A 15,644-nucleotide genomic window follows, 5' to 3' on the forward strand; every position below is an offset into this window, starting at 1 on the left:
ACTAGGAGCCGGTCGTCTTCACGCCTTTCCCTCGATGATCAGTCGAGAACTTTACCTTCTGTGAAGACAAAGTCGAGATACAAGGAGCCGGCTTGCTGGCGAAGGCGGCGTGTCAGGCGACATCTCTTTTTCTGGCCTACCGTGTTCGCCAGCAAGCCGGCTCCTACAAGACCGTCTGAGAGTCCGCCGATGCATCCAGCCATCCAGCAAACCTTCAACCCACTGGCGCCTCTGGTAGACTTCGGCGCCTTGAAACTCAGGGGCTTCCCATGACCGACCCGATTCGTCTTACCCAATACAGCCATGGCGCCGGCTGCGGCTGCAAGATCTCGCCCAAGGTGCTTGAAACCATTCTCGCCGGCAGCGGCGCGCAGAACCTCGACCCGCGCCTGTGGGTCGGCAATGCCTCGCGCGATGACGCGGCTGTCTATGCCATCGACGACGAAAAGGGCGTCGTGTCCACCACCGACTTCTTCATGCCCATCGTCGATGACCCGTTCGACTTCGGCCGCATCGCCGCGACCAACGCCATCAGCGACATTTACGCCATGGGCGGCGATCCACTGATGGCCATCGCCATTCTCGGCTGGCCGGTCAACGTGCTGGCCCCGGAAATCGCCCGGGAAGTCATCCGTGGCGGGCGTGCCGTGTGCGACGCGGCGGGTATTCCGCTGGCGGGCGGTCACTCCATCGACGCGCCCGAGCCGATCTTCGGTCTGGCCGTCACGGGGCTGGTAGAGAAGCGCTTCATGAAGCGCAACGACACCGCCACCGTGGGCTGCAAACTGTTCCTGACCAAGCCCCTGGGCATCGGCATCCTCACCACGGCCGAGAAGAAAGGCCTGCTGCGCGAAGAAGACATTGGCCTGGCCCGTGACGTGATGTGCACGCTGAACAAGCCCGGCAGCCGTTTCTCCCGATTGGCCGGCGTTACTGCAATGACCGACGTAACCGGCTTCGGCTTGCTCGGGCACCTGGTTGAAATGGCCGACGGCAGTGGCGTGACTGCACGCCTGAACGCGGCCGCCGTGCCGCGTCTGGGCAGCGTCGATTTTTACATCGAGCAGGATTGCATCCCCGGAGGCACCCACCGCAATTACGACAGCTATGGCGAGCGCATTGGCGCGTTGACCGATGCCCAAAAACTGCTGCTGTGCGATCCGCAAACCAGCGGCGGCCTGTTGGTTGCCGTGGAGCCCGCTGAAGAAGTGGCGTTCCTGGCCATGGCCGACGAACTGGGCCTGAGCCTTGCGCCGATCGGCGAACTGATCGAGCGACAGCCACTCGCGGTCGAGGTGTTCTGATGCGCGACAACAGCGCCGACCTGCGCGAGATTTTCCTCAACGACGTGCCAATGATGGACGTGCGCGCGCCAGTGGAATTCACCAAGGGCGCGTTCCCCGGCGTGATCAATCTGCCGCTGATGAATGACGTCGAGCGGCAAAAGGTCGGCACCAGCTACAAGCAGGACGGTCAACAGGCCGCCATCGAACTGGGCCACACCCTGGTGGCGGGCGACTTGAAACAGGCGCGGATCGACGCGTGGGCTAATTTTGCGCGCAACCATCCCGAGGGCTTTCTGTATTGCTTTCGCGGCGGGCTGCGTTCGCAGATCACCCAGCAATGGCTCAAGAGCGAGGCGGGCATCGAGTACCCCCGGGTTATCGGTGGTTACAAGGCGATGCGCAGCTTTTTGATCGAGGTGACCGAGCAGGCCGTGGCCGAGTGCGATTTCGTGCTGATCGGTGGCCTGACCGGCAGCGGCAAGACCGAGGTGCTGCAGCAGCTCGACAATGGGCTCGATCTGGAAGGGCATGCCAACCATCGCGGTTCGAGCTTTGGCAAACACGCAACGCCGCAGCCGGGGCAGATCGATTTCGAGAACGTCCTCGCTGTCGACATTCTCAAGAAGCGCGCCCGGGACGTGAATCAGTTCGTGGTCGAGGATGAGGGGCGGATCGTCGGCAGTCGTGCGGTGCCCCTTGAGTTGTACCGGATCATGCAGGACGCGCCGCTGGTGTGGCTGGAGGACAGTTTCGACAGCCGGGTCGAGCGGATTCTGAAGGATTATGTGACTGATCTGTGTGCGGAGTTCATCGCCGTGCAGGGCGTTGAAACGGGTTTTGTGGCGTACGCCGAGCGGCTGAAGCACAGTCTGGCCAGTATCGTTCGACGGTTGGGCGGTGAGCGTTATCAGCGGCTGGCGGCGATCATGGACAGTGCCTTGGCCGAGCAGGCGCGCAGTGGGGCGGTGGATGAGCATCGGGGCTGGATCAGCGGGATGTTGAGCGAGTATTACGATCCGATGTATGCATTTCAGCGGGACAGCAAGAACCCCCGGATCGAGTTTGCAGGGGATCAGCGGGCTGTTGTGGAGTATTTAAAACAGCGGAGCAGATCAAGAGCCTCGGCCTAACGGCCTCGCGTTTCGCCTTCGGCGAGTTACTTGATAAAGCCCCAAGTAACCAAGGGCTTGTGCTCCTGGTTGGGCCCCTCGTTCCTCGGGGTCCCTTCACTCCGGCCCCGCTCCGTGGGCCCGCGCCGAACGGACATCCATGTCCTGACGGCGCTTTCGCCGCATCCATGCGGCTCGGCCCACTGCGCGAGACCTGCGTTCAGCCTGCACCCAAGTCGCGATTGGCGGTGTCTGGGCATTTTGCGCATGAAGATCAAAAGAAGATCAAAAGCTTCCCGGCTGAAGCCGGTCCCACAGGGTGTGCGCGGTGCTTTTAGTGGGACCGGCTTTAGCCGGGAAGAGGGCAGTACGGGCGCCGCGAATTGATCGTTCCCACGCTCCGCGTGGAAATGCATCCCGTGACGCTCCGCGTCACTTTCCCCATCCTGGAATGCGCCTCGTCTGCGGGACGCGGTACTTTCAGTGGGACCGGCTTTAGCCGGGAATGGACGCGGAGCGTCCTGGGAAGCATGGCCACGCAGCGCGAGGGCATGTTCATAAGCGTATTCGCTTAACAACCGTCGCGACGTAAATGCGCCCCATGGCCCAGCGTTTTGTTTGATCAGGTTTCGCTGGCCGCCTGTTCCGCCAGCGCTGGCATCAAAACCGCCGTTGTTCCGGTGAAAATCGCCGAGAAGCTCGGAATAGAGCCATCCTGTAGAAAAAGAATGTATTTATTTTCAGACACAAATCGCAACACCTGATCGCCCAGTCCTTCTACGCCTTAGGCGATACAACCGGGCACATTGTCGCACCCGGATTGAAATCCTGCGGTTGAGCTTAATCGTTTCATCTGTCATAAAAGGCTGGCTACGGGCTCGAAAATCTAGAAAAAACATAGATTAATGGGTCGACGATAGCTGCTGTCACGTCCGACCACCGCGCGCTACCCATCAAGCCAGTTTTGCTCGCTGCCCGAAGCGTAAATCTGTGCAACATCAACTGCCTTTCAACCTCATCGAGGCCATTCATTCGGCGCGACCAAACGCCGTGCATCAAAAAGGACCGGAAAATTGAGCGATCAATCCACTCCGAACACTCCACTCTCACGATTCTGCGAAAAAGTCGGCATTCCCTATCCCATGTTCTGGGGGTTTGTCGGCCTGTTGATCTTCATGATCGGCGATGGCGTAGAACTCGGATACCTCTCGCCCTTCCTCAGTGATCGCGGCATGCCCGGCGACGAAATCGCCATGATCTTCACCCTCTACGGCGTCACGGTCGGGATTTCATCGTGGCTCGCCGGCGCGCTTTCCAATATCTGGGGCCCGAAACGGGTGATGTTCCTGGGCTTGATCATCTGGAGCGTGTTTGAAGTGCTCTTCCTGATCTACGGTCTGCAGGAATTGAGCTACTCGATGATTCTGCTGACCTACGGCCTGCGCGGTTTCGGTTATCCGCTGTTCGCCTACGGCTTTCTGGTCTGGATTGCCGCTTCCACGCCTTCCCGCAAAATGGGCATGGCTGTGGGCTGGTTCTGGGTGGCTTACGCCGCGGGCCTGCCGATGCTGGGTTCCCTGGTGGCGAGCGCCGCGATCCCGCTGATTGGCGCACTGCAAACCTTCTGGCTGTCCTTTGCTCTGGTGGTCATAGGCGGTGTGATTGGTTTGGTCGGCATGCGTGAAGCCCACGGCATGCGTCGGCTCGCCCCCGAAGGCGAGCGGCCGATGGTGTCGATGGCCAAGAACATCACCATCATGTGGACCCGTCCGAAAGTCTCGCTGGCCGCTCTCGTCCGGGTGATCAACACCTCGTCGATGTTCGGTTTTCTGGTGGTCATGCCCGGGTTCTTCATGCACACCGTCGGCTTCACGCTGGAAGAGTGGTTACGCCTGCTGACCATCGTCTTCGTGTTCAACATCATCGGTAATCTGAGCTCTAGCGTGATCAGCACCAAGATTGGTTATCGCAATACGATCCTGTGGTTTGGCGCGGTGGGCAGCACGATCAGCACGCCGTTGTTCTTCTTTATGCCGCAAGCGTTCCCCCACGACTTCCTGATCGCTTCGATCTTCGGTGCGTTCTACGGCCTGACGTTGGCGTGCTTTGTGCCGCTGTCGGCGCTCGCACCGGCGTTGGCGCCCAACAACAAAGCTGCGGCGCTGTCGGTGCTGAGCCTGGGTGCTGGCGCGTCGACATGGGTGGGCCCGGCCGTGGTGGCAATCTTTAATGAAAGCTACGGCATTGAAGGCGTGGTCTGGGCATTCTGCGGCCTTTACGCACTGAGCGCTGTGCTGACCGCATTCCTGAAAGACCCGGAGCCGGTGCATGACCCGATCCTGATCAAGATCAAGCGCCGAATCAAAGTGTTCGCGCCGCGTCTGGATTATCGCTGGGCCCATGCCGAAGACCCGAACAAAGAGGTGAGCTGATTCCGGTGGTCGAGCGGCGTGTCAGTCATGAAGTCGACTGTCACGCCGCGCACCCATCCACCCGGACATGGGTGATTAAGCGATCAATCAGCCACGGCCGGCGGCTGCTCTTTAGTCAGCCCGTCATTGATCAACACCATGCTCTGCGGTGCAGACAGCGCGATGCCCATTTCACGCAGGCGCCCGAGCACGGTGAACAACAGATCGCTTCGGGCATTGCCCACCGAGCGCGGGCTGTTCACGTAACCGCTGGCGCTGATGATCAGGCCCGTGTTGGTCAGGTCTTTGAAAGTGACCGAGGGCGCGGGCGTATCGAGCACGGCTTCGTGCTCGGTAAACGCCTGCAACAGCAGTTCGCGAATCTGCAAGACATCCGTTTCCAGCGGCAGCGTCAGGGAAATCCCGACCACGCCCAGCGCGTTGCCCATGGTCACGTTGCGCACGTTCTGGGTAATGAACTGTGAGTTCGGCACGATCACCGTGGAGCGGTCGGACATCTGGATTTCGGTGGCACGCACGTTGATCCGGCGAATATCGCCCTCGACCCCCGCCAGGCTCACCCAGTCTCCGACTTTGACCGGCCGTTCGGTCAACAGAATCAGACCGGAGATGAAGTTCTGCACGATCGCTTGCAGACCAAACCCGATCCCCACCGACAGGGCGCTCACTACCCAGGTGAGGTTGGTCAGGCTGATGTGCAGCGTCGACATCACCACCGCAATCACCAGCACAAACCCGATGTAGCCGATCAGGGTCACCAGAGACGCCTGCATGCCGGCGTCCATGTTGGTTTCCGGCAGCAGGCGTTCGCCGAACCATTCCTTGAGCACGCGCACGCCCAGCATGCCGAGTACCAGGCAACCCAGTGCCATCAGGATGTCGCTTGGAACGATGTTCAGGGCGCCCAGGGATTTGTCGGTGACTTCCATCCGGGTGAAGCTTTCGAGCAACTCGCCCGGGCTTGAACCAGACGGCAGGAAGGCCAGCAGCACGGCGGCCAGCAGCAGCAAACTGCGGCCAACGCCCGCCAGAATGGTGCTCGCCTGGGCCTGATGGCGCGGGGACAGGCCGAGTGCCGACCCCAGTGCCATGCCGCCTGGTTGCTTGGGCGACAGGAGGGTTTCGCAGACGTCGCCGAAGAAAGCCACCAGCAGGTAGGCGGTCGAGGCCACCACGCTCATCCACAGCAGCTTGACCGCGAGAAAGTAGGCGAGGGTCAGGTAGCCGCTCAGCAAGGCGAGCAAACTCAGGCCGACCCAGACGGCGACGACGAACGGAATCAGCCCGGCAAGGCCGCCCGGACGCTCGATTGCAAAGCGGCGGCGGGTGCGGCGATAACGCACCAGACCGAAGAAAAACACCAGCGAAACCGCCAGCGCCGTCAGGCCGTTGACCGCGACGGTCAGCGCCAGGCTGCTGGCGATCACGCTGTTGATCCGCTCCTGGGTGCCGATGATCATCAGCGCCAGGGCCAGCACAGGCGGAAAGCGGCCCATGGCCGTGGCGATTTCGTCCGGAATACCAGGCAGGCGCCACGAGGGGTGCGGCAGCATCAACAGCGCGCGACCCAGGCCGACGATGAAGGCGCAGAAGGTGATCAGCGTCTGCAGTTGGTCGAGGAGATTGACTACGTCGTTGCTCAGCACTGCATGGCTGGTGATGCCCCAGCGCAGCAGGGAGGTGGCAGTGGTGATGGTGAGCACCGTCGCAAGTCCGACGGCCAATGCCAGGGCGCTGCGGCGCAGACGACCTTCGGGCAACCAGCGGACCATCAGGCGGATCAGCAGGCTCTCCAGCAGGCGACGCACCACCACCCAGATCAGCAGCGCGCCGATCACCACGCTGGCAAACAGCATGCGGTTGCCGGGGGCGAGGGCGCTGGTGAACACGCTTTGTACGTCGCCCAGCAGGCCATTCATGCGCCTGAGGTCGTCATCGGTCGGGCGAATCAGGGTCGACCAGAAGGCCGAACTGAGGGGGCTGGCGGTGCGGGTGCTGATCTGGGAATCGAAAAGGCTGCGGCGCAGGCTGAAGATCTGCGTGGCGAGATCCCGTGCCGACTGACTCAAGGTATTGGTCTGGCGCTCGTCGCTGACCAGCGCGTTTTTCTGGGCGGTCAATGCCTTTCGCTGGCTGGTCAGGGTGGGGGCTTCGTCCGGTTGCACCGGGCCAAGGATGTTCAGTTGATCGTTCAGGTGCTCGATATCGACCGCCTGTTTGGCAATCAGATCATCGGCTTGTTTCTGCACCTGCAACGCGGCCTGGCGCAGGCTTGAGAGCAGGTCGTCGTTGGCGCTCACGGTGACTTTCTGCCGGATCTGGTCGAGCTGTTCGCTCAGGTCATCCAGGCTTGGCGCCTCGACTTCCGGCGTTGCGTCACTCTGGCTCGCGGCCTGCGGTGCGGTTTGTGGCGCGACCTGCGCCGCCGCGGCCTGTGCGAAAGCGGGCAGGGTGACGCACAGTAACAGCGCGAGCAGCCCAGCGTAGAAACGGTTCAACGTAGCGTGTTGCATTCGGGTTCCTTTGGGGCGTCAACCGGTTGTGCGATCTGATCGTCTGGCGCAGGTATCGAACGGGAGGCGGGGACTCTCGACCATTCGTGCGCGCGGGGGCGGATCATAGCAAGTATTGGGTCAGAAACGACTCTCAAGCGATTTAGCGGCCCACTGGATATCCGCGATCAGCAGGACCGGCTTCAGCCGGGAAGAGGTCCGTATGAGCATCATCGGATTTGCGGCGTGGCACCCGACGCCTTCCCGGCTAAAGCCAGTCCCACAATGAGGTTTCAGCGCCAATCCCACCGAGTGCACACACTGCTTTTAGTGGGACCGGCTTCAGCCGGGAAGTGGCCCTTTCGAGCACCACAGCTAACCGATACCCACTGTCCCGTCAGGTCATGTGATATTCACACGTTGCGGCACATGATCACGTTTGGTTGAAACGCCACGGCCCGCGCTCGACGGGTCTCCCCACGTCAATGAGGTAGCTCGATGTCGACACACAACGCTCCGGTGGATCTCGCCCACCGCCCCCGTCTCGCCGATCTTCAGCCCATCATCGCCGATCCGTCAGCTCATGCCACCGCGCTGCGATCAACCCCCCAGGGACGGGTCACACCGGCGTCGCAACTGGAAGGTCGGTCAGGCTACAGCGGCGATTTCCTCGGGGATTTCGTCGTGCCATGGCCGACGACATCAACGCCGGATGACGTGTTTCCCGTGGGCACTCCGGGCCATCGTCTGGACTACACCCACTTCTCCATCAGCATGTCCCGCAGTCGACGCATCGCGCGGTACGTCGGGGTGAACATCGAGGGTGGCAGCAGCGTCGAGATCGTGCGGACTCAGGACACCTGGGCCTACGACGGTCGCCTGCCGGTCGAGGCGCAGATCGGCGACGATCTGTACCGTGACAACCTGCTGGATCGCGGCCATCTGGTTCGCCGGCAGGACCCCAACTGGGGCGCCGAGGCGCAGACCGCCAATCTGGACACCTTCCATTTCACCAACTGCTCGCCGCAGATGTCCGCCTTCAACCAGAAAACCTGGCTGGAGCTCGAAGACTTCATCCTGGAAAACACCCGCCGCTGGAAAGAGCGCGCCACGGTTTTTACCGGACCGGTCCTGCGCAGTGACGACCCGCTGTACCGGGGCGTGCAGATACCCCGAGCCTTCTGGAAAGTCGTCGCATTCCTTGGCGATGACGGCAAGCCTTCGGCCAGCGCGTACGTGATCGACCAGACCCGCGAGCTGGGCAAGCTGGAGCTGGTGTTTGGCGCACTGAGGACGTATCGACGCAGCGTCACTCAGATTGAGGCGCTCACCGGCATCAGCTTCGGTGAGCTGGCGCGGTATGACGGGTTTTCCAATGAAGAGCAGATCACCGGCACCCGGATCGAGGCGCTGATTCAGCGGCCGGAGGATATTCGGCTGTAGCATTGTCCTGCGATACCGCTGCCAAGGGGCCTCTTTTTCTACGACTAGGCCCTTCCGTGCAACTTCTCCAGAAAGCGGCCCGGCTTCAGGTGCCTCGCGTCAGCTGGGTGCCGGGCATGTCCATTTGCACATACGCAATCACACTCACCATGACGATGCAGAACAGCCACTGCAGACGGCTGAGCCCGGCGATCCGGTAGATCGCCTGCAGCGGCTTGCGCCAGCGATATTGGCGATCCACTGGCACTGCACTTTTGGGTTGCAGTCTGCCGATCAGGCCAGTGATGACGTAGGTGGCCACCCCCAGAAGTCCCAGCCATTTCCAGAGCACAAAGGCCAGGGCCAGCACCGGTACGCCGTTGCGGATCACCAGATAACGCCGATTCCGCGTCAGTGTGTGGCGTGCGCACCATGCGCTGAAGCGTTGATCCTCTTCGTAGAAGTACTCCGTGAATCTGACCCAGTGCTCATACAGCTTCTTGCCCATGTACGTGAGTAGCAGCCCTGTCACCAAGATGAGCGGCGACATGACCGCCAAGAGCAGGAGAGGGGCGGGGACGTCGAGTATGCCATTCAGTGCGAGAGTTATAGTCAGAACAATGCCCGCCCGCTGCGTGACGTGGGGCGGACTTTCCGGACCCACCAGTGCTTTCCAGAACCACGGATTGTGGTCCGGGAACCTTCGTGCCCAGTCGGGAAACCGCTTCGTGAAATCCTCGGATAATTGTTCGCAAGCCTGCCAGTCTGCCTCGGTGAAGGTCGCGACGCGTGCCTGAAGGCGTTCCGCAGCCGAACCCGTCAGGAACAGCGCAGCGGCATTGGCCCGAGGGTTGGGATGCTCCTCGCCCTCGCCCTCGCGCACCCGTGCACGCAGTTCATCCACCCATTTCTTCTCTTCGCAGCGCGCGAGTAGCGCGTGCCATTGCTCATCGACGATGGGAACAACCGCTGACTCAGTGTCCCAGGCGAACAGCTGGCGGATCCTCTGAAACAACGCGGGGGACCAGTGCTTGTGTTCGAGAAAAAGATCGAGCACCTGCACGTGCAGCGTCTGGCGACGCGCCAAATCGCCCAGCCACCCTTGTCGACTGTGGTGCTCAAGGCATCCGATGAAGCGTGTTTCTTCGCCGGCGGTCATGTATTGCTCCAGCCGGCGGTACAACCCTATGGAGAGCAGATGGCCAAGGCGCTCCTGATCGGCTTCCCGCGGGCGAATCTGCTGCCATGGTGTCAACCACTGGCGGGTTTCAAGGCCCCAATGCAACAGGTGCGGGTGCGCCTCCGGCGCCTGTACGCACCGCATGAACAGCAGGGTCTCGACGGTCGATTCAATGCCCAGCGCGATCGCCTCATTCCAGCATTGATCAACGGCGTCGTCGTCAAACGTCTCGAGCAGCTCGGCGGCCTGTTCCTGAGCGGAAGGCACCACTGGCTGCGTGACCGGCGCAGGCCTTTGCACCAGAGGCGCTGCCGAAGTCTGTACAAACGAAGCGTCACCGCCAACGCCATCGTCGCCGTCGCGCGCCAGTCGCAATGCGCGCTCGTAGGCCTCACGCAATCGTTGAAATGCCACCGGGTCTTCGTCCGGGCGGGTAACCTTCAGCAGCTTGGCGTATTGGCGTTTAACACTGCGCTCGTCGGAGCGGGCAGGGAGGTCGAGAATCTTCCAGCAATCGACAGTCGCGTCCATGGGTCAGTGCCAGCCCCCGCGTTCCAGCTGGCCAAGTCGCTCGTTCAGCTCTGTGCGCGTTTGCCGGATGATGCGCTCGTCCTGACTGTCGAGGGCGCGCTGAAACTGGCCTGCCCAATCACCGATCAGTTCGCGGCGTTCTCCCAGGCTCTCCTGATACAAATGCTCCAGCCTCGCCATCAGCAGCGTGTTGACCTGCTGGTCGCGGGGATGGACCTTGAGCGCGGCGAGTGCTTGCAGACGCTCGGCAATTTCCTTGGGACTGAGCACGCCGGGGTTGTTTTCGATGACCAGCGCGAACTGCTCGGCGGTTTTGGGAATAGTGACCTGACACTCGAGAATGCCGTTGTTGTCGTAGGTGAAGCGGACGTCGAGATCGACGTTGCCCTTGTTGTGCGGCGGAAGGGGAATCTCCAGTTCACCCAACGGAATGTTATCGCGCACCAGACGGCTTTCACCCTGGAAGATACACACCTTCACAGCGGCCTGGCCTTCCTCGGCGGAGCAAACGGTCTTCACCCGGCTGACCGGTACGGTGGTGTTGCGCTCGATGATCGGCAGATAGTGTCCACTCTCACGGTGCTGGCCGTGCTGTTGTGAGACCTCAATACCCAGGGTGTAGGAGCAGACGTCCGTCAGCACCACTTCCTCCAGCGCCGCGTCCCGGGACTTCAAGGCTGCCTGAATCGCTGCTCCGTGGGCCACGGCTTCGTCGGGGTTAAGCTGAATGGAAGGGAAGCGCCCGAACATGCCCGCCGCCAGTTTGCGCACCAGCGGCATACGCGTGGTGCCGCCCACCATCAGGATTTCGTCGAGATCGCCGATCTGCAGCCTGGCATCGCGCATGGCCCGTTCGACCGGGTTGCGGAGCCGTTCGAGCAACGGCGCATACAGCGCGGCCATGTCCTCCTGGGTGAAGGTTTGCTGCCACTGCTGGCCGTCCACCCGCAGCACGAACTCGTCGCTGCGGACCTGGCCCAGGGCGATGCGCAGGCGTTGGGCCTCGCGGTGCAGCGCGTGAGCGATGGATTCGGGGGCGGGGAAGCCTGGCTGCCCGGCCTGGGTGCGAACGAAGGCCTCGGCCAGCAGCCGGTCGAAATCTTCGCCACCCAGGAAGTTGTCCCCCGCACTGGCGCGGACCTCCATCACGCCCTCGAACAGCTCAAGGATCGACACGTCAAACGTGCCGCCCCCCAGGTCAAACACCAGAAACGAACATTCCTTGCCGTGTTGCGGCAAGCCGAACGCCAGCGCGGCGGCAGTGGGCTCGTTGATCAGCTTGTCGACCTTGAGGCCGGCCAGTTCCCCCGCGATGCGCGTGGCTTTTCGCTGGGCGTCGCTGAAGTAGGCCGGGACGCTGATGACGGCTTCAACGACGGTTTCGCCATAGGCACGCTCGACGTCTTCCTTGAGACTTCTGAGTACCAGCGCAGAAAGTTCTTCAGGACGGAATACGTGGTTGCCGAGGGCCGTCTGGTGAGCGCTGCCCATGTGGCGTTTGAACAACGCGGTGGTCAGAGAAGGGTGGGTGTGCAGGCGTTCGCGAGCCGCTTGACCGACCAGAATCCGGCCCTCGTCGTCCAGTCCGACTACGGACGGCGTGAGTAACTGGCCCAGCGCGTTCGGCACCAGCATGCTGGCATCGTCTTTCCAGACCGCGACCAGGCTGTTGGTCGTGCCAAGGTCAATCCCGACAATCATGGGCGAGTTCCTGTGTGCGTCCTGGTTTTCATTGACGTTGTCTTCCCTGAGGCCGGAGGTTGTGTGCGCGAGTTTGAGGATAACCGGCGCGCAGGGTTCAAGTGCTCATTCGGACCCGTTGCGCCAACTGCGTAACATTTCGCAAAAATACAAAATAATGGGATCCAAAGGGAATTTAATTCTCCGCAAGCTATCTAGCATGACGGTTAAAGCGGGTTTCATCTGCGTCAGCGTTGCTCATCCGGCACGCGATACGCCCGGGTTTTGCGCCTGGATCGAAGTGGAAACCCCAGCACCTGAAGCACACCGTCTGCGCCACCGCTTTATTCACTCACTGGAGATCCTCCGACAATGACCGTCTCATTCAGCCGCCACTGGCTACTCGCCCTCGCACTGCCGCTGCTACTGACCGCCTGTGGCAGCAGCGAGCCTGACCAGCGCGCCGCGTTCAAGCAGTTCCTGCAGACCCGCATCATCGACAAGCCGGGCGTCCACGTGCCCAAGCTGACACCTGAAGAATCGAAGTCTTTCGGCGATTACACCCAGCACTACGCCGTGATCACCGACTTCAACAGCGGGATGGACGCCAGCGTCAAACCCCTGAACGGTTTCGTGCAGAAAGGCGCGTTCCATTCATTGAGCGACGTGATCGAGCGCCGCGATGATCTCAAGACGGTGCAAACCGGCGTCAATGACTTGATCGCGCAGCTCAAGCAAGAGTTGGCAAAAGCCGACGCAGCCCATGCCCAGCTCAAACAGCCTGACGATCTGAAAACGGTGTACGACAGCGCCTATGATCGCACCGTCACGGTACCGGCCAACACGTTTCTGACCGTGATGCCGCAGGTCAACGGCACCTTCGAATCGGGCCTCAAAGTGGCCGACTACGTCGACGCTCACAAGGCGCAGATCCAGATCAATGGCTCGGTGATTCAAGTGACCGACCCCAAGGTGCAGGCTGAATTGAACACGCTGCTGCAGGAGCTGAATGCAAAAGCCAAGGCGGTTCAGGAAGCACAGACACGCATGCAGGCCGTCATGTTGGGCCGCTGAATCCCGACCTGATACAGGCACCGGGGATTTCTCAGCCCTCGATGTCATAAATCACGCAAAGGTCGTCTGGCCTTTGCTCAAGGATGTATGCGCGCGCCAGGGATGGCACTCGGCGGCGCAGTGAAGAGAGCCGCCACATGAACGTGAAAAAGCTGAAACTGATCGCTGTACTGGTCTTATTCCCGCTGGCGCTGAATCTGGTCGGTGTCTGGCAGCTGCAACGCAGCACCGACGACCGCGCCGAGTACGTCGCCTATCAAGCCGACCTCGCTGAATTTCGCCCGGAACTGCAAGCCATCGCCGACAAGAGCGGTTCACGACCGGTGATGGTCGACGTCGGCGACGGCGAGAAAATGGAAGTGAAGATGGCGTTGTCCCGCGTCACTGAGATGCAGGACGAGCTGGACACCTTGCTGCCGCTGACCAACGTCATGGTCTGGCTGGCAAGAGGCACCATCATCCTCGGTTTGCTGGCTGCCCTGGTCGGCGGGCTCGGCTTGCTTGCCCTCACCTGGGCAGGCCGGCGGGCCATGCAATCACGGGAGCAACTGCTGCACAGCTTCACCCGCGTGACCCGGCTGCTGCCCTTCGTTCTGGTCGGCCACGTGGTGGTCATGGGGGCAGCGATTGCCGCCATCGTCGCGTTCGAAGCGTTGGGCGCCTGGCATGTCGGGCGGCTGTCGGCAGGCGAAATGAAGTTCATGTTCTTTGCCATGGTCCTGGTCGCCGGTTGCCTGTACTCGATCTGGCAGATGGGCACGCAATTGCGCGTCATGCTCAACATGTTCCAGCCCACGCCGATGGACGTGATGGGGGAGGCGGTCAGCGCCGAACAGGCGCCGGTGCTCTGGGCGTACGTCAATGATCTGGCCCGGAAACTGGGCGCGTTGCCGCCCGATCACATCGTGCTGGGCATGGCCGCCGGCTTTTACGTCACCTCCGGGGACATCACCCTCGCGCCGGCCAACACCACTTTGACGGGGCGCACCCTGCATGTGCCGCTGGTGTACCTGGGCATCCTCGATGAAGCCGAGACCACCGCAGTCATCGGCCACGAGCTGGGGCATTTCGCGGGCGCGGATACCGAGTTCAGCATGCGCTTCGTGCCGATTTACCACGGCATCGAGCGCAGCCTGGTGGTGATCGGCCAGACCCTGGTCGACAGCGAATGGCTGCAGCGAGCGACCCTCCACCCGGCGTTCATGCTGGGTGCCTGGTTCATGGAAAGCTTCGACCACGCAGTGATGCACTGGAGCCGTGTGCGCGAGCTGGAAGCCGATGCCGCCGGTGCGCAGCTGGCGGGCAACCTGGCGGCCGCGTCGGCGCTGGTGCGCATTTCCGCCATTGACCCGATGCTTCAGGATCGCCTGGCCACCCATATCGCCCAAGCCACCCATCTGACGCCGGAGCAGAGCGCCGTCCAGGATCTGCCCACGTCACTTCTGCATGAGATGGCTGCGTTGCCGCTGACCCTGCCGGAAGATGAAATGGCCACGCAGCTGCCGCATCCGTCAGACACGCATCCTTCGAACGGCGAGCGGGTAGCGTCCCTCAAGGTGTCGATCGACGACGCCGTGCGCACGGGCACGCGGGCGCTGGATGCCGCAGTGGCCTGCGCTGCCATGGACCGCTATTTCGCTCAGCCCGAGGTGTTGCGCAGTCGCCTGACCCAGGACTACCTGACCCATCATGTTCAGCAGGACGCTGCCATCGTGGAGGCGTTGCGCACTCACGCCGGCAACGTAACCGGCGACGTGGCACTGCACGAAGGGGCGCGCTTGCGGGGACAGATCCTGCTCGGGTTCAGTGGCCTGTCGGCGCTGGCGGGGCTGGCTCTGCTGCTTGCCCCACTGCTGTTTTCGGGGTTTGCAGGGCATGATCCGCAGCCGTTCTTTGTCGGTGGCGGCGTCGCTCTGCTCATCACGCTGTGCACGTTGCCCTTTGGATTGCGCTTCTTCAGACGCGCCCACAAAACTGCGCTGCTGCTGACGCCGGATCACTTTGTGTTCGCCAACCTCAAAGCGCCTCTGCCGATTCGCGACATCGCCGATTTCAGCCTTCACGTCGGCAATGTGCTCATGCTGACTGTTCTGCTTGAACACGACGCGCCGCTGCCCGAGCTGACCCCACGTTCGTTTTTCTCGCCTGATGCGGTGCTCAACAAGAAGAAACGCTGGTTGATGTTGCCCCTCTCCCAGTTCTGCCGCGATGACAAAAAGCTCAAGCTCCCCGAGCTTGCCGAACTGATCGGGAGCTACGTCAACGCGGGTGCAGCGCGGCATTTGCTGCAGCAGCGGTTTGAGCAGGGTGGGGAGGTCAGTGCCGGATAAATCGGAGGGTGAGTGGTGTGACCGAAACCACCTGTAGGAGCGTGGCTTGTCCCGCGATCTGGCGCGCAGCGGCAGTTAATCAGGCGACTGTGTTGTGTCAGTCCACAT

The 15,644-nt window shown here is 61.7% G+C and carries 10 protein-coding genes; 6 read left to right on the top strand and 4 right to left on the bottom strand.

The window, feature by feature from the left end; all coding sequences use genetic code 11:
- The first annotated feature begins 269 nt into the window (after positions 1-269).
- A complete protein-coding gene (gene selD, locus ACQKEN_RS11595; protein WP_427685569.1) occupies positions 270-1,304 on the top strand; it encodes a selenide, water dikinase SelD in 1,035 nt (344 codons plus the stop codon).
- Positions 1,304-2,416, top strand: coding sequence for a tRNA 2-selenouridine(34) synthase MnmH (gene mnmH / locus ACQKEN_RS11600; RefSeq protein ID WP_427685570.1), 1,113 nt, complete (start codon positions 1,304-1,306; stop codon positions 2,414-2,416). Before selD ends, mnmH begins: the two co-directional genes overlap by 1 nt.
- Positions 2,417-3,017: 601 nt before the next feature.
- Here mnmH and ACQKEN_RS11605 read toward each other — a convergent pair.
- Complete coding sequence (locus ACQKEN_RS11605) at positions 3,018-3,143, bottom strand: hypothetical protein (RefSeq protein ID WP_427685571.1); 126 nt, start codon at positions 3,141-3,143, stop codon at positions 3,018-3,020.
- 325 nt (positions 3,144-3,468) lie between these two features.
- Between ACQKEN_RS11605 and ACQKEN_RS11610 the strand changes: the two genes are divergently transcribed.
- A complete protein-coding gene (locus ACQKEN_RS11610; RefSeq protein WP_427685572.1) occupies positions 3,469-4,827 on the top strand; it encodes an MFS transporter in 1,359 nt (452 codons plus the stop codon).
- Positions 4,828-4,910: 83 nt separating this feature from the next.
- On the opposite strand, the gene ACQKEN_RS11615 is transcribed toward ACQKEN_RS11610, so the two are convergent.
- Positions 4,911-7,340, bottom strand: a complete 2,430-nt coding sequence (locus ACQKEN_RS11615; RefSeq protein ID WP_427685573.1) for a DUF3772 domain-containing protein — start codon at positions 7,338-7,340, stop codon at positions 4,911-4,913.
- Between the two features lie 477 nt (positions 7,341-7,817).
- On the opposite strand from ACQKEN_RS11615, the gene ACQKEN_RS11620 reads away from it, so the two are divergent.
- Positions 7,818-8,762 (top strand): DNA/RNA non-specific endonuclease, encoded by a 945-nt coding sequence (locus tag ACQKEN_RS11620; protein ID WP_427685574.1) that lies wholly within the window; start codon positions 7,818-7,820, stop codon positions 8,760-8,762.
- An 85-nt stretch (positions 8,763-8,847) separates the two neighbouring features.
- On the opposite strand, the gene ACQKEN_RS11625 is transcribed toward ACQKEN_RS11620, so the two are convergent.
- On the bottom strand, positions 8,848-10,452 hold the full coding sequence (locus ACQKEN_RS11625) for a J domain-containing protein (protein WP_427685575.1): 1,605 nt from the start codon (positions 10,450-10,452) through the stop codon (positions 8,848-8,850).
- Between the two features lie 3 nt (positions 10,453-10,455).
- Complete coding sequence (locus ACQKEN_RS11630; RefSeq protein WP_427685576.1) at positions 10,456-12,153, bottom strand: Hsp70 family protein; 1,698 nt, start codon at positions 12,151-12,153, stop codon at positions 10,456-10,458.
- 351 nt (positions 12,154-12,504) lie between these two features.
- Between ACQKEN_RS11630 and ACQKEN_RS11635 the strand changes: the two genes are divergently transcribed.
- Entirely contained in the window at positions 12,505-13,206 is a 702-nt protein-coding gene (locus ACQKEN_RS11635) for a DUF3053 domain-containing protein (RefSeq protein WP_427685577.1), read from the top strand.
- A gap of 143 nt (positions 13,207-13,349) precedes the next feature.
- Positions 13,350-15,536 (top strand): M48 family metallopeptidase, encoded by a 2,187-nt coding sequence (locus ACQKEN_RS11640; RefSeq protein WP_427685771.1) that lies wholly within the window; start codon positions 13,350-13,352, stop codon positions 15,534-15,536.
- Positions 15,537-15,644 lie beyond the last annotated feature (108 nt).

Source organism: Pseudomonas sp. NPDC078416, from assembly GCF_050268485.1.
Taxonomy (GTDB): domain Bacteria; phylum Pseudomonadota; class Gammaproteobacteria; order Pseudomonadales; family Pseudomonadaceae; genus Aquipseudomonas.